We start from the raw sequence: 23,288 nt of genomic DNA on the forward strand, positions 1-23,288 counted from the left end.
GATCCCTCATCCATTATTTTTTAATCTTACAAAAGTTAACTACTTGATGGTATCGATTTACCTGCCAAGGACTGATAACATACTTCGTATCCTTATTTTTCATTGACTGGACTGGCAAAATGATGCTGGTAATAATGCATCCTAATAGTGTTAACACACTGAACAACCATGTTGACCAGTTCAAGGCGTTCATTTGTGCTAACTGATGGATGAAAACAATGCCAAGTGGTAGAAATAGTACAATCGTGGTGAACATTCCTGGATTATACCAAGTCTTAAGCTTGATATTCATTTGGAAAACGTGTCCCAGAATTTGGAAGAGGCTAAAGAGGATTACTCCCAATCCGAGCCAGTGCCAACTAGGAAGCATGATGGCAATTAAATAGATAAACCATGCGCTTACGTTTACCACCATAATCGAAAGGCTATTTCCCGGATAGTGATCCGCAAGATTGGTTTCATTATATACGACTCGATTAATAATTAGTGGTGCGCCCCCTGGAAGCTCATATTCCTCAACTTGATGGGCGAACAACGCTAGAAGGTTTAATATTAATAGGAATTGAACCTGATTAATAGCTGGCTTAGCAAGCAATAAGTACCCACCGATTAAAATTAGTAAAACGGCCCCAAAGCGGTGCCAATTTTTAACGAACATTAATTTCACTCCCTAAATGTCATATTTGTGACTTTTAATCAAATCTATTATACTAATCATTAATTTAAAAATGAATAGGGATGGACGTATGTGGCACAAAGAAAGCGATAATATGACAGATAAATCGATTAAAAGACAACGCCAAGTTAATCAAACAATAGATTGGTTTGTGGAGAGTTTGGTTCAACTTTTAGAACGAAAGCAATACCAACAAATTACAATCAAGGGCCTTGCTGAACGAGCGGGACTATCCACTAGAACGTTTTATCGGCACTTTACTAGTATTGATGATGTATTGAAGATTCAATTAGATCATTATAACTTGGGATTGTTGAAAACGCTCCGGGATGACCGCCCCGTTAGTTTTCCCGAGATGGTGACAATCTTTTTTGAATACAGCGAACAGCATAAGCAGTTTTTACTAGCTTTATATCGCAATCAATTGACTTACCTACTATTGGCCAATTTGAGAAGTCACATGGGTGAAAGTCTACTTTCGCAATTTAATTTAAAGCAACGCAAGTATGTTTATTCATTTTCAATTGGTGGGATTGGGAATTTGCTATTGGACTGGCTCCAAAACGATGCAAAGCAATCGCCAAATGAAATGCGATCGATTGCTCAAGCGATTGGGCAGCATTTGATTGATGTAATGTAGTTTATTAACAGGGGGGACTTAAACAATGAATATTTCAGAAGCTAGTAATAAATACGGCGTATCCGCCGATGCCCTGCGCTATTGGGAGCAAATTAAGCTCCTTCGGTATGTTGAGCGGGATCAACACGGCTATCGAGTGTATAACGAACGGGCCCAAAATTGGATTAAATTTATAAAGTGTATGCGGAATGCGGGGATGGATATCAACCACCTGGTCAAATACGTCGCGCTATTCAATCAAAAAGATGCCACGAATGAAAATAAACGGGACATCTTAGTTGAACAGCAACAGCTGATTATAAATAAAATGAATGAGATGGAAACGGCGCTCCAGTATTTAAACTATAAAATCGATAACTATAATCAAATTATCAAAAAGTACGATTAAACCTGACTAGTGGGTCTGATTACCACTTCGTTAATGGCAGAATCAGCTGGTAAATTGATCGTGTCGGTAATTGCCTGGGCAATTCTTTCCGGTGCGATTGCGTAGTTATCGTAGTATGACTCCATGGCCTTTTTAGTGTTGGCGTCGGTGACGCTATTCAATAATCCGGTATTAACGGCCCCCGGTGACACAACGGTAACGCGGACGTTACTTTTAGCAACCGCCTCTTCTTGTCGCAGGGCTTCGCTAATCATCCAGACGGCTGCTTTGGTGGCACTGTAAACTCCGCCACCGGGATGGGTATCATGGGCAGCTACCGATGCAATGTTGATGAACTGACCGGCCTTTTGGTCGCGCATGATTGGAAGGGCGCTATGGATTCCGTTTAGCGTCCCGCGAATGTTGACGTCGATCATGTGGTTCCAATCATCGATGCGACCCTCGATGAAGGTGGATTGAGGCATGATTCCAGCCCCGTTGATCCAAACGTCGATGCGGCCGAACCGCTCAATTGTTTGGGCAGCCAGTTTGGCAACTGCGTCTGCATTGACAACGTCGGTTGCAACGACAAGCGTGTTGTTTTGTTGTTCTTCCGTAAATTGGTTGCTAATTGCGGTCAGTTTTTGGTTGTTCCGGGCTGCTAGAACGATGCGGTTGCCCTGGCTAACTAACTGTTTAGCAGTTGCGGCACCAATTCCAGATGATGCTCCAGTAATGACGATTGTCTTTGGGTTTGTTTGCAAAATAACCACTCCTTTATTGAATGATTAAATGATATGCCTTCGGGTGCACACCAAGGCAAGCAAAAACGATAAATTAATTTTTGAACGACTAAATGGGGATGCGTATATATTTTATATTCATTCACAATTGTTCTATAATAAATTATAGAAAATGAAAACCTAAAATTTGATAGTCATTTTCAACCCACCATTGACGGTTACGAATATTTACATATCGCTTGTGGCGAGCTGTTTAGTTTCAAATTTTACTATGTTGACCCTTTAATGGGGCTGCATTTTTAATTTTTGAGGAGGATTTTTTATTTTTAAAAATAAAAAGATCAATAAGGTTATTTTTATTCCGACGGTCATTTTATTTATCTGCGTTTCAGCATTATTAATGATTGGTGGATCTTCGATTCGGGGCGTATTAAATTCAATCTTAGCATGGGTTTCTGGTGAAATGGGCTGGGGCTACATGTGGATTTATGTAATTAATTTCGTCTTTTTTGTCTTCATTATTCTAAGTAAGTACGGGGGCATCAAACTCGGTGACAAGGATGAAAAGCCGGCCTACGGTAATTTTCAGTGGGGCGCAATGGTCTTTGCTACCGCCATTGATGCCAGTATCCTAATGCTTAGTATGGTCGATCCACTGCGGTACTTACAGGACCCGCCATTTGGTGCAAAGCCCTATTCCGAAGAGGCGTATGGACTGGCCCATATGTTAGGGCAGTATAATTGGGGTCCAATGGCATGGATGATGTTCGCTGCGCCAACGATTGCAATTGGCTATATTCTATACGTTAAGAAGTTAAAGGTGCAGTCATTAAGTGATTCAATCGTGATGTTAAACGGGGATAAGCCCTGGCAAAGCGTCTTGAAGACGGTTGTTAACATCTTAGTGGTCCTAGGAATCATGGGTGGAGTTGGTGCTTCAGTGGGACTAGAAATTCCAATTATTTCCAAGGTGTTAAGCTCATTAACTGGAATTCCTGATAACCTGCTACTTAAGTTAGTTTTGTTCATTATTTTATTTATGATTTTTACCTTTACGGTCTTTAAGGGCCTAAAGGGTGGAATTGATAAACTTAGTAACATGCATATTTGGACCGCACTGATTTTCTTAGCAATTGTATTAGCAATTGGGCCAACGGTGTATATTTTGAATTCGGAAACGAATAGTATTGGACTCCTAATTCAAAAATTTATTCCGCTAAGTACCAATACGATTCCGAACGGCCGGGCGGATACCACCCAACAAGAAACGATTTTCTATTGGGGTTGGTGGTTATCCTACATGCCATTTATGGGCTTGTTCATTGCTCGGATTTCACGGGGACGGACGATTCGCCAAATCGTGATTGGAATGCTGACCTACGGGGCGCTGGGTTGTATGAGTTTTTACGCCATCTTGGGGGGCTACTCACTGTGGCTGCAAAAGACGGGGACCGTTGATCTAATTCACATCCTCAGTACCCAGGGTCAATCAGCCGTGATTGCAGCGGTTCTTTCAACTTTACCACTGAAATTTGTCATGTTCGCCCTTTACTGTATTTCATGTTTTATCTTCCTGGCAACCACGATTTCATCGTCGGCCTACGTGCTCTCTTCGTTCACCAGTCTACCATTAGCGCGGGGGGAACAACCAAGCCGGGCCAATCGGATGACCTGGGTGGTTATCTTCATTATCTTCTCGTTCAGTTTAGTAATGGTGGGTGGTTTTGAAACGATTCAAACCTTCTGTACGTTAGCTGGGTTCCCACTAATGTTTGTGGTTCCATTCATTCTATACTCAATTTGGAAGATGCTCAGAAATGATGAATCGATTAAAACAATCAAGGTAAAACGGTCTGAATGGCGTGAGGTTCGGCGCCAAAACCGGATTCGGCGGAAGAAAATCACCGTAGAACGGCGGAATGCTGTTGATGGTGATCTGATTCTGTCGCCAGATGATCATCATGATGATCAATAATTAATATCAATATATTTTAAACATCGGAAAAATTTCCGATGTTTTTTTGTACTTAATAAAAAATTAATATATACTAATATTGCTACATAAAAATAATTGCCGTTGGAGGTTGAAATGATGAAGAAATACTTAGTTAGATTAATTACTGGGGGGCTAATTGTCGCTGGACTGGGGTTAGTTGCTACAAAATTTGAACCAGTTCGTTCTGTTACCGCTGCGATTACGCTTATCAATCCCAAGCAGTCTAATAAGCCGACTAAGGCCACCAGTAATGCTAAGCCTAATCACCATTCTGAAGATAAGATTCAAAAGACAATTGATAAAATGTCGCTTTCTGAAAAACTAGGGCAACTTTACGTTGCTGATGTTGCTAGGGGCGACGCTGCAGCCAATTCAGCAGTTAAAAATTACCACTTAGGTGGGGTAATTCTAGGAAGTGAGGACTTTACTGGAAGCCGCAGTTCGTTTAAAAACCACATCAAGGGAATGCAAAAGAGTGCTAAGGTGCCGTTAATGATCGGAACCGACCAAGAGGGCGGGACTGTCTCCCGCTTAAGCATTAGCCGGGCGATTTCTGGTTCGACCTACTATCCATCTCCCCAAGCGGCCTACCACAGTGGTGGGATGAAAAACGTTGTTGCCCAGGCCAAGCGCGCTGCTCGTGATTTAAAGGCGCTTGGGATTAACTGGAACTATGCGCCCGACGTCGATGTTTCAGCAAATAAGAGTAGTTTTATTTACGCTCGGACATTTGGGAAGAGTGCAGGAAAGACCGCTAGTTACGTTAAGGCAGTAGTACCTGCCATTCAAGGCCAAGGGGTTGCCGCCACTCTTAAGCACTTCCCTGGTTACGGGTCTGCCGCTGACACCCATGTTGGCGGGGCCACTACCAACCGCTCGCTTGCGAACTTAAAGCGGGTTGACTTCCTTCCTTTCAAAGCCGGAATTACTGCCGGTGCTGATTCAATCATGGTTACCCACATTGTATTAAAACGAATTGATAGCCACAGACCAGCTTCACTATCCAAGAAGGTGGTTAAACTCCTTCGTTCCGACCTTGGTTATCGCGGGGTAATCGTTACCGATAGTCTCCAGATGGGTGCGGTCACGCAATATGCCCGGGCCCATCACATTAATGCCGATGTGTTGGCATTTAAGGCTGGGAACGACATGTTGATGTCTAGTAACTACCGGAGCGGAATTCCAGCCTTGAAACGGGCAATTAAAAATAAGCAAATTTCAATCAAGCAGGTGGACGCATCGGTCCGTAGAATCCTGGAAATGAAACAAAAGATTGGGATTTACAAGTAGTTTTAAATTGGAAGCCAGGTTAATAACTTGGCTTTTTATTTTGGAAGGGGTGATTCAATGGATGCCAATAAAGTATCAATCAAGACCATCTTGGCCATTATTTCGGTGGCGTTACTGTCGTTTTCTGGAATCATGGCGGAAACTTCAATGAACGTTACGTTTACTACGCTAGCGAAAGTGTTTGATAGTAATTTAAACACAATTCAGTGGGTGACGGCAGCCTATTTACTGGCAGTGACGGTTGCAATTACCACTAGTGCTTACACGGCCAAGCGGTTCAGTATTCGGGCGGTCTGGTTATTTAGCATTGGCCTGTTTATCGTTGGTTCTTTAGTGGGGGCCTTTGCGCCGAACCTCTGAATCCTAATTTTCGGCCGAATCTTAGAGGGAATCTCGTCTGGAATCGCAATGCCGTTATCGTTTAACATCGTGATTTACACGGTTCCGCGGGCTAAAATTGGGACTTGGCTGGGGGTGTCATCGTTAGTGGTGAGCCTAGCGCCATCGTTTGGACCAACTTACGGTGGCTTTATTTTAGACCTCTTGAACTGGCGGGCCATTTTCCTAATTTTATTGATTGCCCCGGCACTATCACTGCTTACCGGCTGGACAACGATTAGAAATATTAATAACCAGTCGAAGACGAATGGATTTGATTTTATTGCGTTTGCACTGCTCACGGTGATTCTAATGTTAAGCTTGATGTTAGTGAACCAACTAGCTAGCAATGGATTCAACTGGATTTACTTTACTGTACTTGTAATCACAATTGTCGCGTTTGTTTGGCACAGCCAACAGTCCAAGCGGTCGCTTTTAAACCTGAACCTGTTTAAGAAGGGGCAGTTCTTGGTACTCTTTACTCCCGTTGCACTCTACATGTTTTCAATGCTTGGGCTAGATTTGATTATTCCCACCGTTGCTGAGAACGCTCTGCATACGTCTAGTTTTATTGCGGGATTTTCATTATTGCCGGGGGCGTTGACTGGAGCGCTGCTAAATCCTTACTTTGGGCGAATGTACGACGCCCATGGTGGCAAGTTACCAATGTATTTAGGAAATGCCATCTTTATGACGGCCGTAGTGGGCATGGCGGTGTTCACCAATCAACTGGGGTTATGGACTCTAATTATTTCATACGTCATTTACATTATCGGACGGAACATGGCTTATTTTGGAGCGCAGACAGCCGCCATTGACGACCAGGTTCAATCAGATCAAGCCGATGCCACTGCAATTATCCAAACATTTCAAATGTTCATGGGGTCAATGGGAACGACCGTTGGAGCATTGATGCAATCGCAGTTCGGCGTATTAACCGGGTTCAAAATTTTTAGTTTTCTCTCAATTGGCCTTTCAATTATCAATGGTATTTTGATGTGGGGGTACTACCAAAGTAAAAAAAGATGATTCTAACCGGGATGGTTGGAATCATCTTTTTAATTTTATAGCATGTATTTTTGATCTGCCTCAGGATCCTGTGAAGTTAAAATCTTAGGACCGTTCTTAGTGATTGCTAGGGTGTGTTCGTATTGTGCAGATGGGGTGCCATCAGCTGATACGTAGTAAGTCCAGTCATCCTTCTTATCGTAACGGTCGGTAATTTGCCAAGTTCCGGTATTAACCATTGGTTCAATCGTAATCGTCATTCCTTCACGAAGGCGCATTCCTTGTCCAGCATGACCATAACCAGGAACGTTAGGGGCTTCGTGGATGGAAGGTTGAATGCCGTGGCCAATTAGTTCCCGAACGTCACCAAAGCCGTTTTGATCTTCAACGTATTTTTGAATCGCAGTACCAATATCACCAATCCGGTTACCAATTACCGCTTGGTCAATCCCCAAGTAAAGGGCATCGTGGGTAACTTGCATTAACTTTTTAATTTCATCGGAAACGTTACCAACGGCATAGCTCCAGCAAGAATCACTTTCAAAGCCATCCTTATTAACACACATATCAACTTTCACGATGTCACCGTCTTTTAACTTGAGGCCCTTACGAGGGATCCCATGGGCCACTTCATCATTAATGGAGATACAAGTAGCGAACTTGTAGCCATCAAACCCCTTTTCAGAGGCTTTAGCGCCATGATCTTCAATGTATTTATTAGCAAATTCTTCAATTTCCCAAGTATCCAAACCAGGCTTGATTAATTTTTGGAGGCCCTTATGAACCCCCGCCAAAATTGCGCCGGATTCAGCCATTTTTTCGATTTCACGAGGTGATTTTAATGTAATCATCTAATTCGCTCCCTTATATTAATATCTCACCATCTAATTTACTACTTTTAGTCCAATCATGCTAATGAAATTGTTTAAATCATTACTTTTTAATGAAATTTATTGAGTTTTCTAGTATTCTTATACTTAGAAATATAAAGGAGACTGATTTTTTGTGAGTAAACATTTAAAACAAACGATTATGCTAGTAGTTGCATTAATAATCGTACTAGGTGCAGCCATCTTCGTTAGTGTCAGTAATAATGAAAACGATTCGAATAAAAGTAGTAAAAAAGCAGATCGTCCCGTTCCTACCCTGTACATAATTGGTGCAAATGCATCCCAGAATGCTGCTAATCACTTAATGGCGATTGGTAATCGTGATGGTGGGACCCCTGGGCTCACGGTTACTTTCGGTAGTGATGAAAAGCCGATTTATAAGGGTAAATTGACCAAGAAAGTCAGTCAACCCATGATCAAATTAACCTTTAATTCAAAGACGACCGTTTTTGAACAAATGCACGGAATTCATAATGTCTTAGCCCACTTAAAGGCTAAGTATGGCTATGCTAATTACAATGCCGTTGGGTTTAGTGGCGGTGCGGTTGCAGCACTATCAAGTGCCAGTGACAAGGACACCAGTATCCCTGAAATGAGCCAGCTGATTTCAATTGGGGCGGGCTACAACGGTGTGATGAAAACGAACGATAAGCCAAACTCTAACCACTTAAATAACAGTGATAAACCACTTATTTTACGAAAAGCGACAAAGGAATACCCATCCTATAAAGAACTGATTTCCAGTACGAAGACCCTACCAAAGAACGTCAAGGTATTGAACATTTACGGAAACAGTGCGGGGAAGGCGAACAACGACGGGGTGATTACTAACGTCTCATCGGAGTCACTGAAGTACCTTGTTAAATCACGGACTGATAACTACCAAGCAATTAAGTTAACTGGTTCAGATGCTAGTCATAATGGTTTGTTTAACCATCCCGTTGTCGACCGGTTAGTAGAAAAAGCACTCTTTGATAAACGATAATCATTTACATTTGATTAGAATTGTTATAAACTGTATTAAGTTATTAATTTGTAATGATTATAATTTGAGGTGATTAATTATGAGCCAAAGTGCTAATGAAAATGTAAGCTACGACTTACACGGCAAGCCATTTAATCGAAAATGGTTTATTTTCGTCCTACTATTAGGTAGTTTTACGATGTCAATTAGCCAGTCATCACTGTCAACGGTTTATCCGACATTCATGCGTTACTTCCATATTTCTGCCACCACGGTCCAGTGGTTGACGACGGCATTTATGTTAGTAATGTGTATTATGATGCCAGTGAGTCCGTGGTTATTAAATAATATTGGATTTAGAACGCTATTTATATTTGTGATTGTTTTGTTTGACGTGGGATCAACGATTATTCTATTTGCGCCCACATTCCCAATTATGATGTTTGGGCGGATCTTAAAAGCCATTTCAGTTGGAATTTTATTCCCATCGTACCAGTCCGTGCTACTGTACATTACCCCGAAGGAAAAGCGGGGGAGCACGATGGGTTTAGCCGGATTAGTGATGGGTTCCGCCCTTGCAGTCGGTCCGATTATTTCGGGAGTGGTACTTAAGTTTACTGATTGGCACGGATTATTTGTCTTCTTCATCACGACAGCCACCATCATTTTATTCTTAAGCTTTAACGCCATTAAGGACGTAATGCCCCACAAGAAGAGCAGTTTAGACTACGTCTCGACCTTCCTATTAATTGGGTTTGCCGGAATCTTATACGTAGTCAATATGATTGGCAAACCCAACGTCAATGTTACCCAAGCAGCTGTGATCTTAATCGTGAGTGTGATCTTCGTTGCAATTTTCGTATACCGTCAATGGACGATGAAGCACCCATTACTACAGTTAAAGGTGTTGAAGACGATGAACTACGATTTGTCCGTGCTTTTAACCGGGATTTCATACATTGCATTGATCGTAACCACGATTGTCTTCCCACTTTACTACCAAGATGTATTAGGGGTTTCGCCATTTATTTCTGGAATGGCATTGGTTCCTGGAGCAGCGTTCTTGAGTTTCTTAAATCCGTTGACCGGGAAGCTAGCCGATCGCATTGGGTTTAAGAAAACGATGTTATCAGGGATGAGCATGATTGTGCTAGGCTGGTTACTATTAACGGTAATCCCAGGCCAACCCAACATCTGGGTAATGATTCTTCTAGCAATGTTAATTGAAGGTGGGAACGCCTTCGTAATGATGCCAGCCGTTACCCTAGGGGCTAATTCACTCCCTAGAGACGTGGTTGCAGACGGAACTGCTGTTACAACTACCGCTCGGCAAATCTTAGGTTCGGTTGGGGTTGCGGTAGCAACGCTAATCTTAACCAACGTTGCGCGGAACCAAAAGGCATTGGGAGTATCAGAAATGGTTGCCAACCACAATGCTTACCATGTTGTGTTTATTACTATGGCAGTGCTTGAACTTGTGGGATTATTATTTGCGTTTATGATTCGCTCACAAGGCAAGCAAACTAAATAAAAGAGGGCTAATGATGATGTGTAATTCTAAATTAATGTCAGTTATTTTCCTAGTTTTCTATGCGGTGCTATTATACTTCTCCTTTAACAACGATATGAACGCTCAGATGATTGCAATGCGAATGATGGGAATTGGAATGTTCGCTGAAGCGGTCCTAGGAGTTTACACTGCATTTAAAAAGCACGACCGTAAAAAATAAATAATTAAGCAAATAAAAAATCCTGATGATTAATTTCACCAGGATTTTTTTTACGATTATTTAAGCGGATCGCTCTTGTAACGGTTGAACCATTCTAAAATATCGTCAATTCGTTGAATTCTTAGGTTTGGTAAGCCGTTTCTGGAAAAGCCGTGGAATGATTGTGGATAACGGATGTAGTCACAATCAGTGCCCGTTTGCTTAACAGCTGTAAAGTAGGCTTCACTTTGGTTCGTAGGGCAGCGCATGTCGTACTCACCGTGTTGAATTCGCACCGGAGTTTTAACGTTGTGGGCGTACTTAAGTGGTGACTTGTCCCAGTAAACTTCATGGGCGTTAGCATCCTTAAAGAGGTCGACCCCTAGTTCGGTCCGGTTGAACCAAAAACCAATGTCACTGGTGCCGTAAAGGGCTTGCCAGTCGGTAACGGGTCTTTGTACACTAGCGGCCTTAAAGCGGTCGTCATGACCTAATAACCAGCTCGATAGGAACCCACCGTAAGAACCACCAGCAACGAATAACTTATCAGCATCTAGATCTGAGTAGTTATTTAATGCATATTCAAGACCGGTAAGGACATCTGAAGCATCATTTTCACCGTAGTGACCAATAACGTCAGATTCAAATTCCTGACCGTAAGAAGTGGATCCCCGGGGGTTAACAAAGACGACCGAGTAGCCGTGGTTAGCGAGGGTCTGGAATTCATGGAAGAACGTTTCACCGTAAGCGGCGTGGGGACCACCATGAATGTAGAGGATGACCGGACTCTTTTGACCATCTTCAAGGTTGCTAGCATGAACCGTCCAGCCGTCTAGTTGCACCTTTTGATCCTTGGAAACGTATACGAAGTGGTCGGACTTAGCATAGGAATGGTCCTTTTCGTAGTTCGCGTTCGGGTTATAAACGGTGGTAACGTCGGATTCAGCACCTTTAATGGTTAGAATTTGTAATTCACTTGGTTTTTCCTGCTTAGAAACGCTTAAAAGAACCTGGTGGTCATCAAATTTACTGAAATCGTAAACTTCTTCGGTGCCATCGTGAATGACTTGATAATCGCTTCCGTTACCCAACAGCAATAAGCTGCGGCCATGATAAAAGGCGTGGAAGACGTATTGATCATTGCTGAGCCATTGGATTGCTTTTTCAGCCCGATGTTGTGCAAAATCAGCAGCGAGGCCAGTTGAGAATCCGCATTCGTAGTCATCGTCATCCTTGGTTACGTTGGTTAATTGCCCATCTTCAAACCGGTATAACCAGAGGTTATTAACCGTACAGTTAGGGTGTTGATTGGTATTACCAATCAACGCTAATTGCTTACCATCTGGTGAAAATTGGGCGTCGGAGAAGATTCCACCATCAACATCCTTAGTGATGTAGGTTTCGTTCTTGGTATCAACGTCATACATGTAGACCCCCTTAGTGGGATCGAAGTCGGTCTTTAGATCGGGATGGTTAGACTTGGTGTAGACAATCTTAGTGTTATCAGCACTGATGGTCTTTAAATCAAAATCATGCTTAACGTCAAAAAGGGTAATCGTTTGGTGGGTATGCACATCGAAGTAAACTAACTTATAGCTTAAATCGTTGGGTAACCACCCAGTCCCATCCAATCGGTTAAAAATTTTATTAACGTGTCTAGGAACTGGAAAATCAGACGTGTCATACTTTGCCTTAACCCGTGATTTTGAAATCTTTAAAATGAGCGTTTGTTCATCGCTCGATTTCTTTACTTGTTCAATGTTACTGCCGCTGGTGATTTGCTTAGCAGCCCCACCAGTAAGCGGCATTTCCATAATTTGGAAGTGTTTTTGAGCATCTTGATGTAAATAGAAGAGTTTGTTATCACAAACAATTGGATTTACATTAATACCATCTTCAGCCCACACGGTATAATTTTGGTCGTCGTCAACACTCGCAATTTTACTACGGTACTGATTACTTTCCTCATCGATACTGTTTTCAACGAAGAAGTAGCGATTGCCAATTACCGTTGGTTGAGTAACCGATTTTAGTTTAAATAAATCATGATTTGCAACTCCCTGAGCCATTTTAATTCCTCCTCATAAGATAACAGCAATTACTGTTATTATAGCACCCATTCAAATGGGCAGCCGAAACTACCAAATATTAACCCGGTCATCTGGATCCATGTACATTCCATCACCTGGTTTAACATCAAAGGTAGTGTAGAAGTCAGCCAAGTTTTTAACCTGAACGGTTGCCCGCAGTTCAGCAGGGGCGTGCACGTCGATTGATAGGAGTAGTTGTTCGCGTTGTTCAGTTGACTTGTTCCGCCAGATCCGGGCCCAGTTAATGAAGAACTTTTGTAAGTCGCAATCTGCTTCGGCCTTAGCAGCTTCTTCAGCACAACTCAGCCCTCCTGCATCGGCGATGTTTTCGGAAACGGTGAGCTTTCCGTTTACCTTGCCACCAGCAAATGGGAGTCCGTCAAATTCCTTGATCATCTTTTGGGCGAGTTGGTCGAAGTGTTCGTGGTCTTCCTTTGTCCACCAGTTATTCATGTTCCCAAATTCATCGAATTGGGAACCATTATTATCGAAGGCGTGGGAAATTTCATGGGCGATAACGGCACCGATGCCGCCAAAGTTTTCACTGGAAGATTGGTCTAGACTGTAAAATGGTGCCTGTAAGATGGCAGCTGGGAATACAATGATGTTCTTAAATGGGTGGTAATAAGCGTTTACCGTATCAGCACTCATTTCCCATTTAGCCCGTTCAACCGGCTTGTTCCACTTGCTGAATTGGTCCTTGGTGGTAATCTTACCGAACTTTTCTAGGTTACTGATGAGGGTGCCACCATCGGCAGCAGTGTCCACCTTGTATTGCTTGAAGATGGGGTCAATTGCGTCCGGATAACCAACTTGAATCAAGAGGGAGTTTAACTTAACGATGGCTTGCTTGCGGGTTTCTTCACCCAACCAGTCGTTATCGGTTAAGCGCTTCTTATAAACGTTGATCATCTTTACGACCATGTTATGAACGTCTTGCTTAGCCTTTTCACCGAAGTACTTCTTACCATAGTAGTCACCAACCACTTGGCTAAAGGTGCCGGTTGCGAGGTGGTAAGCAGCCTTATCTTGGCTAGCGGGCTCCTTTTGCCCGGAAAGTGCGCGGCGGTATGTCCCACCTAATACCCGGAGTTCTTCTGAAAGGAGGTTGCTGTATGAAATAACGGTCTTAACGATCATCCAACTCTTCATCAGGTTGAAGTTATTATCATCCATTAGGTCCTTTAAGAAATCAAAATATTCTGGTTCAGTATCAATAATTTGATCAGGGGTTTCACCCACTAATTCGGTAACTGCCTTTACAAAATCAACCTTGTCGGTCGCCTTAGCAAAATCAGTAAATTGCTTTGGATTGTAAATCTTAGCGATGTCGGCATTTTCTTCCGCGGACTTAACGTTAGGTGCGATTTGAGCATCGTAATGCTTAGCTTCTTCAACCATGGCTTCAGCTTCATCTGCGGAGTAACCCACTTTTTCAAGGAGTTGCCGGGCCATGGTAGTGTAGATTTGCATTAGTTGTTTAGCGGATTTATTATCTGGTTGGTAGTAAGTTTTGTCTGGCAAAATCAAACTGGGGGCGCCAGAGAACAGGGCGTTTACCTTCGCGTTCTTCATATCAGCTTCGATATCGAAGTTAAATGGGAGGGGCAGTCCTGATAGCATCCAGTCCGTTAGTTGATCATCGAGGTCCTTGTATGAATCTAGATCTTCAATCCGCTTTAGGATTGGCTTTAAGGGGGTTGCCCCAGCTGCTTCCCGTTGCTTAAAATCAAATACTAATTGGTAGAACTTCTTAAATTCAGCCATTTCAGCGTTAGCTGGTTCCCATTCGCCTGCACTGAGGGCCTTAAAATCACTTCTTAGGGTTTTTTCGATGCCATCAACCAAGTCCATAAAACCACCGGTTGAGGAATGGTCAGCAGGAATCTTGGCGTCCTTTAACCATTCACCGTTAACCGCTTGGTAAATGTCATCTTTAATCAATGCTTTATTTACTGTGTCACTCATGGATAAATCCCTCCATTATAAAATTTGATTAATTATAGTATACAAAAAAGCGGCTCACAAGTAACGTAAACCGCTTTTAAACAAAAGTTATTTATTGATTAAATCATCGATTGAATTGATGTTCTTCATGTATTTTGGAACCGCCAATCCAACCTTGGCGCCATCTAAATTAACGCCAGCGTCATCGACTTTATTTTTATATTGCTTGTAGTAGACCCCTGCGGTGTTAGGAAGCCATGCTGATACGGTTGCATCAGCGGATCCACTTGCGACTGAGACCCACATTGGTTGCATTTCCATTGCTTGAATGGTGGTCTTGTAACCCATTGAATCTAGCACTTGGGCAATCACATTCGTGGATGCAATTTCTGAATCCCAGGCCACATAGGTCAACTTAACTGGGTTACCATTTCCCTTTTTAACGCCCTTAGTCCATTCAGCGACCTTCTTAGGATTCTTCTTGATCCAATCCTTAGCGGCCTTAGCTGGGTCGACCCCGGCGTTAGTTTGCAGCATCACCTCAGACATCTCAGCTGGCGTCCAGTGGAATTGACTTAAGATTTTGTATGCGCCCGGATTGGTCTGTTTTAAGTTCTTCTTGGTGATGGTGTGAATTTGTTCGGACTTCCCGTAAACGTTCTTAGGATCCTTTAAGAACTTAATTGGATACTTTTTGAACATCCAGTGGGGTTGCCAACCGGTAACCACGATGGGCTGCTTGTACTTGATTGCCTTTTCCAAAGTACTGGTCATTGCAGCAGTGGAGCTAGTTTGAAGTTGCCACTTGTTTTCAGCGAGTGGATATTCAGTTAACGCCTTTTGCGTTGACGCCATGATTCCAGCTCCAGCATCGATTCCCGTAATCGTGTAGTTGATTTGGGGGCCGAGTTTTTCCTTTGGATTATAGGGAGCGGTTACACTTTGGCAGGCCGTTAAGATGAATGTCACTAAGAGGATGGGCACGATCATTATTAAATGTTTGCGTTTCATTTGGGCCTCCTTACTTAGTGGGTTGCTTAGAACGGTTGAACGCTTGGGTAATCCGGTCTAGGATGATTGCCAAGATTACGATTGCTAATCCGGCGGTAAACCCAGCCCCAGCGTTATTTCGACCAACTGCAAAGTAAACTTGTGAACCAAGTCCCATGGCCCCAATCATAGAGGCGATTACCACCATTGAAAGGGTTAGCATCATTCCTTGGTTTACTCCTGACATTAACGTTGATTTTGCGAGGGGCAGTTCCACCTTGATTAGCTTTTGCCAACCGGTTGAACCAAATGAATCCGCAGCTTCGATCAAGTCGCCAGGAACTTGGAGCAACCCTAGGTTCGTCATCCGGACCACTGGTGGAAGCGCAAAGATAAACGATGCGATTACCCCAGGGACCATTCCGATTCCAAATAGCGCAACGGCTGGAATCAAGTAAACGAAGGCCGGCATGGTTTGCATGAAGTCTAAGATGGGCTTCATGATTGCAGAAACGGTCTTACTCTTGGCCATCCAAATCCCTAGTGGCACTCCAATGACCACAATCAAGAGGCTTGAGGTAAGCACTAGCGAGAGGGTTTGTGTCATGTCACGCCAGAATCCCTGGTTCCAAATAAATAGTAGGCCGATTAATTCGAACGCCATCAGGCCAATGTACTTCGCACCACGGAGGGCGTAGAACGTAATTCCAAGGACCAAAATGATGAATAACCAGATTGGAAGTAGGTCAAAAACCCACTGGAATGCGTTGATAATGGCACCGATGAAGTTAGTAATGCCGTTGAAAAAGCCAACGAATTGAGTTAACCAGTTAACGAAGTGGTTGATCCAATCAGCAACTGGAATTGGTTGTGTGTTTGCAAAAATAAAATTCATTATTTAGCCCCCTGACTTCCTGAAAGTGATTCGAGAATCGAGCTTCGGATGATAATCCCGTGCAGCCGCTTTTGGTCGTCTAAGACCGCAATTGGCACGGCCGTTTGTGAAATCGTCTTGAATAGCTCCTTGATGGGGGTGTTCAAGCTGGTGGTTGGGATGTTAGTCCGAATGGCCTTTTGAATGTCACGGTCATTATTTTGAATCAGGGTGTCAACGGCTTGCGCATCGGCGAGGCCGATCAACTTGCGATCACCGTCAACGGCGAAGATACTGGAGATTTCCTCATCCCGCATCCGCCGAAGGGCAATTCTAGGACCGTCCTTTTCAATGTTGATCGTCGTTGGTCTGACCATTACGTTTTCAGCGGTAAGGATCTTAGTCCGGTCAACGCCCTGGATAAATGCTTCTACGTATTCATCCTTAGGGTGTTGGAGGATATCTTCAGGCGTTCCGATTTGAACGATTTCCCCATCCTTCATGATCATGATGCGATCACCAATCCGGAGGGCTTCGTTTAAGTCGTGGCTGATGAAGATGATCGTCTTCTTCACGGATTCTTGCAGGTCAATTAATTCATCCTGCATTTCCTTGCGGTTCAACGGATCTAAAGCGGAGAACGCTTCGTCCATTAATAAGATTTCGGGGTCGTTAGCGAGGGCGCGGGCTAAACCAACCCGTTGTTGCATTCCCCCGGATAATTGACTTGGAAATTCGTTATCATATCCATGCAGGCCAACTAGTTCAAGGGCGTCGTGAGCTTTTTTAAGCCGTTCGTCCTTGGCCATTCCCTGAATTTCTAGGCCGTATGCGGTGTTTTCGATAATCGTACGGTTCGGAAAGAGGGCAAAGTTTTGGAACACCATGTCCATCTTAGTCCGCCGAATGTGTCTGAGCTCCTCCTTGGAAGCCTTGGTCACACTGCTCCCATCGAGGGTGATTTCGCCTTCGGTTGGTTCAATCAAGCGGTTCAACATTCGAATCAAAGTGGATTTTCCACTTCCGGAAAGGCCCATGATAACAAAGATTTCGTTATCGTTGACCGTAAATGAGGCTTGATCAACCCCAACGGTACTACCAGTTTCCTTTAAAATGGCTGCTTTGGAACTGCCGTTTTTCATCATTTCTGCAGCTTTACCAACGTGTCTGCCAAAGATTTTAGTTAATCCTTTGACTTCGATTTTGGTAGTCATAAAATTCCTCCCTAGGTATAAAAATAAAGATAGGACGGCCGCCCTACCTAACTTAATGACAATAAAAAAAGGGCCGATTGGGGCTCTTCTTATTTTGCAGGACCCGGAGTCCTAATTAGATTTAACGCTACGTAATACCTTAAAGAAAATTAAAGTTTGTGTCAAATTTATTCGTAAACATAGCTAACTAATGGTTAGTGGTAAACGTGATTAAATTAGTATGTTAGAATGAATTATAAATTTTTTTAAATCGAGATGAAAATGATGCAAAAATTGATTGATAAGGTTCCATGGAAATTGATTTTGGGACTGGTGGTGGCCAGTGCTTTGATCATGGTGGGGGTAATGCATGATGACGGTTTCTATAAACAACCGATTATGGAGATTCAAAGCGTCACCCAGGGTGAAACAACGACGACGACCGACGAGTTTCACAATTCTGATACCCAGACCAATCAAACCTTGAGCGGGGTCGTTTTGAATGGTAAATATAAGGGTCAACACCTGACGGTTCAAAATACATACTCGACTTCTGAGACGATGGACCATAACTATCGGGTGGGTGAAAAAGCATTCGTAGTGGTGCATCCGACGGAGCACTACCGCGCGACAATCAAGGATTATAAGCGGGATGTTCCAATTGTCTTCTTAGTGTTGTTAGCGGTTTGTCTATTGTTAGTGTTCTTGAAGTTGAGCGGACTGACGGCGTTGTTAAGCATCATTATTAATACAATTTTATTCGTGGTAGCGGTGCTTTTGAATGGCCATAGTCAAGGCACCCAGGTCTTGATGTTATTTTCAGTCTTGACGATCGTCTTTTCCGTTCTAACGTTGATTTTGATTCTGGGTCTGACCCGGCAGATGTTAGTAACGTTGCTCTCGACATTGCTAGGGACGGGCGCTTCAATTTTAATTGCGTTGGTTGTATTTATCATGACCCACGAACGCGGGGTGTACTATGAATCAATGCAGTATGTGACCCAACTGCCGCGCCCGTTATTTTTGGCCGAAACCATGATTGGTTCACTTGGGGCGGTGATGGATGAATCGACCGATATTGTTTCATCACTATTTGCGTTAAAAACGGAGCGCCCCAACCTCTCCCGCCGACAAATTTTCCGGTCTGGGCAACAAATTGGTCGCTCGATCATGGGCCCGTTGATTAACGTCCTCTTCTTTATTTTCATTGGAGAGACAATTCCAATGGCGCTCCTCTTTTTGAAAAACGGCAACAGCTGGGGTTATTCCTTTTCAATGAACATGTCGCTAGGGGTCGTCCAAAGTCTAATTAGTGCAATTGGAATTGTATTGGTAATTCCACTAGCCAGTGGCTTAGCAAGCATTACGATTGGTAAACGGGGGGCAAAAGTCAAATGAGTACAATTACCGGATTGGGTTTGATATTATTAGTGTTGATGGTGATTATCGGCGGTAAGCAAGGCTTACAGTCGTTTATCAGCTTAATTTTAAATTTTGGATTTTTATTCTTTTCAATTGTGTTGATTGCATTTCACTTCCCACCGCTAATCGTCACCTTGGTGACGGGAGTGATTATCCTGGCTCTGACAATCTTTCTCAGTGGGACTAGCGACTCGACTAGCCAAATCGCCTTTGTGGCGTCGTTAGTGGTGTTAGGCTTGTTAGTCCTATTAATCATTCCAGTGGAACACTGGGCGCAGGTCCAGGGATTTGGACTAGAAGATAGTGACGACTTAGAAGGAATGTCGATTTTGGTTGGAATTGATTACGTTCAAGTAGCCATTACGACCGCCATCTTAAGCACCCTCGGGGCAATTGCAGAAGCAACTATGGCAATTGCTTCCGGGTTGGATGAAATTATCGAACAACACCCGCATATTCAGGCGAAACGGCTGTTTATGGACGGGGTGTTAGTCGGTAAGCAGATTATTGGAACTACGTTAAACACATTATTTTTTGGATTATTCGGGGGTTCATTGTCCCTATTCATTTGGTTTGCAGGCCTGCACTATTCTGCGGGCAGCATTGTTAATGACAAGGTGTTTGCGGGGCAGTTTGTAATTATTTTATTCTCGTTAATTGGGGTGATTATCACAATCCCCGTAACTTCGTTGATAATGGCTCAACAACACCAAAGTAGACAAAATCAGAAGGGGAAGGTTGATAGAAATGACTAATACCAAACAAGGGGTCGCTGCACAGGATCTGTACCACTTAAAATCTTTGACCCAGCCCAATCCAAACGGGAAACGGGCCTTCTTTGTGGAAAATGGCATTGACGAAGCGACTAATAAATATACGGCCCAGATTGCCAGTGTTGATGAAAATGGTCATTACCAGGTGTGGGCTCAAGGAGGCCTCAATATCCAACCACTGGGGACGAAAACCCATTTATACTACCGGCACTTAGATGCTAAGGGGCGCTACCAGTTAATGCAGATGCCACTAGATGGTGGCGATGCCATTCAAGTTACCCACGGCGATTCAATCGTTCAGATGCGGATGACACCAGATGAAAACGTCTTGGTATTTAAAAGAATGCATACCAACGTCTCCAGTAAGTTTGCTACTAGCGATCGACCCCAAATTCGCCACATTACCAAGCTCGATAATCGTGCCGACGGGATTGGCTGGTTATCAAACGACAAACGTTATTCACTGGTGATGTTTGACTTGCAGACCCACCAGGAAGTGGTGCTGTTCGAAAGTAATTATGACCTTGACTTTCAGGGGATTAGTCCGGATTTAACCAAGCTAGTATTTTTACAATCAACTATGCATAACCTTACCGATGCGGTAGATGATACGAGTGCTCTGTACCTCTATGACATTGCGAATAAAAAGAAGACCTGGGTTACAAGTGAGATGCCGAGTGGAATCTTTACTGATGCTCGGTTCTCACCGGATGGTGAAAACATCATCGTGATTGGAAGCGATAATCATTACGTCCATGCAACCGTTAACCATGTATATTTATACCCAATTGAGGATGGGAACCTATACCAATTGAATTTAAATGATGACATTGATGCTGGTTTTGCGGGTGGATTGAGCACAGATTTTGCCCAACAACGTAGCAATCTAGGCGTTTTTTGGTTAGATAGCTCCCACTACCTCTTTCATGGCTACCACCATGGTTATAGCCAACTATATACTGGTGACTTAGATGGAACGGTGGAATTAGTGCGCGATAATCACAGTGAAATTTACGACTTTGTCCCAATTGATGCCCACCACGTGTTGATTAGTGCATCTTCTCAAAAGCTCCCCTGTGAGCTTCGAATTGTTGATCTAAAGCAATTCAACGAAAAGAAGTTGTATAATCCCAATGAAGAATACGAAGCCACCCATCAATATGCTGAAGTCGGGGGCTTTTCGTACCCCACTAGTGATCAGACCGGCCAGATTTCTGGGTGGGTCATGCATGCTTTGAACTTTAAACCAACTGAAAAATCTCCCGTAATTCTGTACGTTCACGGGGGGCCTCACGATGCGTATGGGGAGTCATTTATGCATGAATTTCAATACTTAGCAAGTAGTGGGTTTGCAGTGGTCTTCTTAAACCCCCGCGGTTCCACTACCTACGGACAACGTTTCGAAAAATCCATCATCGGCCACTACGGTGAGTTAGACTATGATGATATTATGACTGGATTACAGGCGGCCCTCGATCAATACGGTGACTTAGATCCCGAGAAGGTCTTTATTGCCGGTGGTTCTTACGGGGGATTCTTTGCAGCTTGGGCGGTTGGGCACACCGACCGTTTCCGCGCTGCCAGTATCCAACGCCCAATCATTGATTGGCAGTCGCTTTATGGAACTGGTGACATTGGAATTCGTTATGCCAGCGTTGAACTAGGGAAGGATCTCTATGCTGATGATGCGAATGATTACTACTGGGATCGCTCACCCCTTAAGTATGCGGCAAATGTTAAGACCCCAGTTAGAATTCAACACGGTGAATACGACATGCGGGTCCCCACGAATCAAAGTGAATCTTTTTTCACTGCAGTTAAACAGACTGGAACGGACGTTGATTATATTCGCTATCCACAGTCTTATCACGGCCTATCTAGACATGGGTTGCCAAACTTACGAGTACAACGATTAGAAGACATTACCGAATGGTTCCGACGTTATTTAAATGAGCCAATTTAAAATCAGGGATCTCCGTTATTGACGGAGGTCCCTTTTGAATTGTAAGTGAAAATATGGTATACTAAACGTATAATAATTCGAAATGATTGAGCCGTTTGCAAAAGGGAGAGTGTTGTGTATTAGTAAAAATTCAAATGATCAGCCAGCCGGTCATAAACCTAAAAAGTTAGTCCGTAAATTATTTACCAGGGTCCTAACTGGTTCTGCCCAGGGAATTTTAATTGGGGTGTTACCTGCGGCAATTCTAAAGTATGTTCTAGCCCCGCTGATTAATCAGGGCTACCAATGGGCACTCCATTTAAACGCCATTCTAGTATTATTTAACGTCTTTATCCCAATTTTAATTGGGATGGCAGTGGCGGGCCAATTCAAAATGAAGGCGTTAGATACGGGCGCGGTGATGCTTGCTACGGGCGCCGCCTCCGGTTCGATTCAATGGGTCAAGACCCAGCCCGGGTTTACCGACCCAATTACGAACGTTGATAATCCAGTTTCCAGCACGTTTTACGTGGCGAATGGTTCTGGAGATGTAATTAACGCCATTATTGTGGCGATCTTAGCAGTGGTGGCAATTAAACTGCTTGAAAAATATGCAAATGGATTCGGCTCAATTTCAGTAATTTTAACTCCACTAATTGTTGGTGGGTTAATTGGTTTAATTGGATACTTCCTCTCACCATTCGTTGGTCAAATTACAACGACGTTAGGGGAGATTATTAATGCGGTTACTGACTTACAACCGTTGCTAATGAGCGTCTTAATTGCAATGGCATTTGCCTTCCTGACGATTACCCCGATTTCAACGGTGGGGATTGCCCTCGCAATTTCACTATCCGACATTAGTGCTGCTGCAGCGGGGGTCGGTGTGGTTTCCACGACGGTGGTCCTCCTTCTGAATTCGATCTTGGTAAATAAGAAGGGGACGACCATTGCAATCTTCATGGGGGCCATGATGGGGATGATGACGACGGTCTTTAAAAAGCCGATCACGATCCTAGCATTCATGGTTACCGCTGGATTTGCAGCAATCCCAGTCGTATTATTTAACGTTCAGGGAACGCCGATGTCAGCTGGATTGGGGTGGATTGGGTTTGGATCACCAATTCAATCCATGATTGCCGACGAAGGCGAGCGTGAGTTCATTAGCCATTTAATTGGGATTGGACCTGCTTTAATTACCTGGGTGGTATTTCCAATTGTTGTTGGAGGATTAGTTAATTGGGCCTTTATTAAGTGGTTCAAAGCCTACCAACCAACGGATTTTAAAAACGAAATTAAATAGTTAGTAAAAAAGATCATTATTAGCCAGCGCTAGTAATGATCTTTTTAGTTTAAATTGAGAGAATAATCCAGATGATTCCACCAATACTGATGG

21 protein-coding genes are annotated in these 23,288 nt (G+C 43.3%); 13 read left to right on the top strand and 8 right to left on the bottom strand.

All coding sequences use genetic code 11. From position 1 onward, the window contains the following. Positions 1-13: 13 nt before the first annotated feature. Positions 14-658: an HXXEE domain-containing protein gene (locus HZL42_RS02260; protein WP_219054089.1), complete on the bottom strand. Its 645-nt coding sequence runs from the start codon at positions 656-658 to the stop codon at positions 14-16. Positions 659-770: 112 nt separating this feature from the next. Between HZL42_RS02260 and HZL42_RS02265 the strand changes: the two genes are divergently transcribed. Both HZL42_RS02265 and HZL42_RS02270 read left to right on the top strand, forming a co-directional pair. Next, a complete protein-coding gene (locus HZL42_RS02265; RefSeq protein WP_219054090.1) occupies positions 771-1,316 on the top strand; it encodes a TetR/AcrR family transcriptional regulator in 546 nt (181 codons plus the stop codon). 25 nt (positions 1,317-1,341) lie between these two features. Further along, positions 1,342-1,704 (top strand): MerR family transcriptional regulator, encoded by a 363-nt coding sequence (locus HZL42_RS02270; protein WP_219054091.1) that lies wholly within the window; start codon positions 1,342-1,344, stop codon positions 1,702-1,704. On the opposite strand, the gene HZL42_RS02275 is transcribed toward HZL42_RS02270, so the two are convergent. Beyond that, the gene (locus HZL42_RS02275) at positions 1,701-2,447 is read right to left on the bottom strand and encodes an SDR family oxidoreductase (protein ID WP_219054092.1); all 747 of its coding nucleotides are present in this window, start codon (positions 2,445-2,447) and stop codon (positions 1,701-1,703) included. The two genes, HZL42_RS02270 and HZL42_RS02275, sit on opposite strands and share 4 nt — an antisense overlap. Positions 2,448-2,784: 337 nt before the next feature. Here HZL42_RS02275 and HZL42_RS02280 point away from each other — a divergent pair, with 337 nt between their 5' ends. The 4 genes from HZL42_RS02280 (at position 2,785) to HZL42_RS02290 (ending at position 7,119) form a co-directional block, all read left to right on the top strand. Then, a complete protein-coding gene (locus HZL42_RS02280; RefSeq protein ID WP_219282835.1) occupies positions 2,785-4,401 on the top strand; it encodes a BCCT family transporter in 1,617 nt (538 codons plus the stop codon). Positions 4,402-4,518: 117 nt separating this feature from the next. Further along, on the top strand, positions 4,519-5,712 hold the full coding sequence (locus HZL42_RS02285) for a glycoside hydrolase family 3 protein (protein ID WP_219054093.1): 1,194 nt from the start codon (positions 4,519-4,521) through the stop codon (positions 5,710-5,712). 57 nt (positions 5,713-5,769) lie between these two features. Next, on the top strand, positions 5,770-6,072 hold the full coding sequence (locus HZL42_RS08965) for a hypothetical protein (RefSeq protein WP_255552538.1): 303 nt from the start codon (positions 5,770-5,772) through the stop codon (positions 6,070-6,072). Between the two features lie 6 nt (positions 6,073-6,078). Beyond that, positions 6,079-7,119: an MFS transporter gene (locus HZL42_RS02290; protein WP_370629290.1), complete on the top strand. Its 1,041-nt coding sequence runs from the start codon at positions 6,079-6,081 to the stop codon at positions 7,117-7,119. A 35-nt stretch (positions 7,120-7,154) separates the two neighbouring features. Here HZL42_RS02290 and map read toward each other — a convergent pair whose 3' ends face one another. After that, a complete protein-coding gene (map, locus tag HZL42_RS02295; protein WP_219054094.1) occupies positions 7,155-7,949 on the bottom strand; it encodes a type I methionyl aminopeptidase in 795 nt (264 codons plus the stop codon). A 154-nt stretch (positions 7,950-8,103) separates the two neighbouring features. Here map and HZL42_RS02300 point away from each other — a divergent pair, with 154 nt between their 5' ends. The 3 genes from HZL42_RS02300 (at position 8,104) to HZL42_RS02310 (ending at position 10,682) form a co-directional block, all read left to right on the top strand. After that, the gene (locus HZL42_RS02300; RefSeq protein WP_219054095.1) at positions 8,104-8,973 is read left to right on the top strand and encodes an alpha/beta hydrolase; all 870 of its coding nucleotides are present in this window, start codon (positions 8,104-8,106) and stop codon (positions 8,971-8,973) included. A gap of 79 nt (positions 8,974-9,052) precedes the next feature. Next, the gene (locus tag HZL42_RS02305; protein ID WP_219054096.1) at positions 9,053-10,483 is read left to right on the top strand and encodes an MDR family MFS transporter; all 1,431 of its coding nucleotides are present in this window, start codon (positions 9,053-9,055) and stop codon (positions 10,481-10,483) included. A 34-nt stretch (positions 10,484-10,517) separates the two neighbouring features. Next, complete coding sequence (locus HZL42_RS02310; RefSeq protein WP_255552539.1) at positions 10,518-10,682, top strand: hypothetical protein; 165 nt, start codon at positions 10,518-10,520, stop codon at positions 10,680-10,682. Between the two features lie 56 nt (positions 10,683-10,738). Here HZL42_RS02310 and HZL42_RS02315 read toward each other — a convergent pair whose 3' ends face one another. From HZL42_RS02315 to HZL42_RS02335, 5 genes are all read right to left on the bottom strand, one after another. Further along, complete coding sequence (locus HZL42_RS02315) at positions 10,739-12,730, bottom strand: S9 family peptidase (RefSeq protein WP_219054098.1); 1,992 nt, start codon at positions 12,728-12,730, stop codon at positions 10,739-10,741. A 69-nt stretch (positions 12,731-12,799) separates the two neighbouring features. Next, positions 12,800-14,719 (bottom strand): M13 family metallopeptidase, encoded by a 1,920-nt coding sequence (locus HZL42_RS02320; RefSeq protein WP_219054099.1) that lies wholly within the window; start codon positions 14,717-14,719, stop codon positions 12,800-12,802. 87 nt (positions 14,720-14,806) lie between these two features. Continuing rightward, positions 14,807-15,709: a glycine betaine ABC transporter substrate-binding protein gene (locus HZL42_RS02325; protein ID WP_219054100.1), complete on the bottom strand. Its 903-nt coding sequence runs from the start codon at positions 15,707-15,709 to the stop codon at positions 14,807-14,809. A gap of 10 nt (positions 15,710-15,719) precedes the next feature. Next, on the bottom strand, positions 15,720-16,583 hold the full coding sequence (locus HZL42_RS02330) for a proline/glycine betaine ABC transporter permease (protein WP_219054101.1): 864 nt from the start codon (positions 16,581-16,583) through the stop codon (positions 15,720-15,722). Next, on the bottom strand, positions 16,583-17,776 hold the full coding sequence (locus HZL42_RS02335; RefSeq protein WP_219054102.1) for a glycine betaine/L-proline ABC transporter ATP-binding protein: 1,194 nt from the start codon (positions 17,774-17,776) through the stop codon (positions 16,583-16,585). The genes HZL42_RS02330 and HZL42_RS02335 overlap by 1 nt, the downstream gene beginning before the upstream one ends. 264 nt (positions 17,777-18,040) lie before the next feature. Here HZL42_RS02335 and HZL42_RS02340 point away from each other — a divergent pair, with 264 nt between their 5' ends. The 4 genes from HZL42_RS02340 to HZL42_RS02355 all read left to right on the top strand — a co-directional run bounded on the left by HZL42_RS02340 (position 18,041) and on the right by HZL42_RS02355 (position 23,195). Next, positions 18,041-19,153 (top strand): YibE/F family protein, encoded by a 1,113-nt coding sequence (locus HZL42_RS02340; protein ID WP_370629278.1) that lies wholly within the window; start codon positions 18,041-18,043, stop codon positions 19,151-19,153. Then, positions 19,150-19,932 carry a YibE/F family protein gene (locus tag HZL42_RS02345; protein WP_219054103.1) on the top strand — a complete coding sequence of 261 codons (783 nt, stop codon included), beginning with the start codon at positions 19,150-19,152 and terminating at the stop codon, positions 19,930-19,932. Before HZL42_RS02340 ends, HZL42_RS02345 begins: the two co-directional genes overlap by 4 nt. Further along, a complete protein-coding gene (locus HZL42_RS02350) occupies positions 19,925-21,913 on the top strand; it encodes a S9 family peptidase (protein ID WP_219054104.1) in 1,989 nt (662 codons plus the stop codon). Before HZL42_RS02345 ends, HZL42_RS02350 begins: the two co-directional genes overlap by 8 nt. Before the next feature lie 112 nt (positions 21,914-22,025). Continuing rightward, positions 22,026-23,195, top strand: coding sequence for a PTS sugar transporter subunit IIC (locus HZL42_RS02355; protein WP_255552540.1), 1,170 nt, complete (start codon positions 22,026-22,028; stop codon positions 23,193-23,195). The last annotated feature ends 93 nt before the right edge of the window (positions 23,196-23,288 follow it).

The sequence above is a fragment of the Lactobacillus sp. Sy-1 genome, assembly GCF_019303535.1.
Classification (GTDB): domain Bacteria; phylum Bacillota; class Bacilli; order Lactobacillales; family Lactobacillaceae; genus Nicoliella.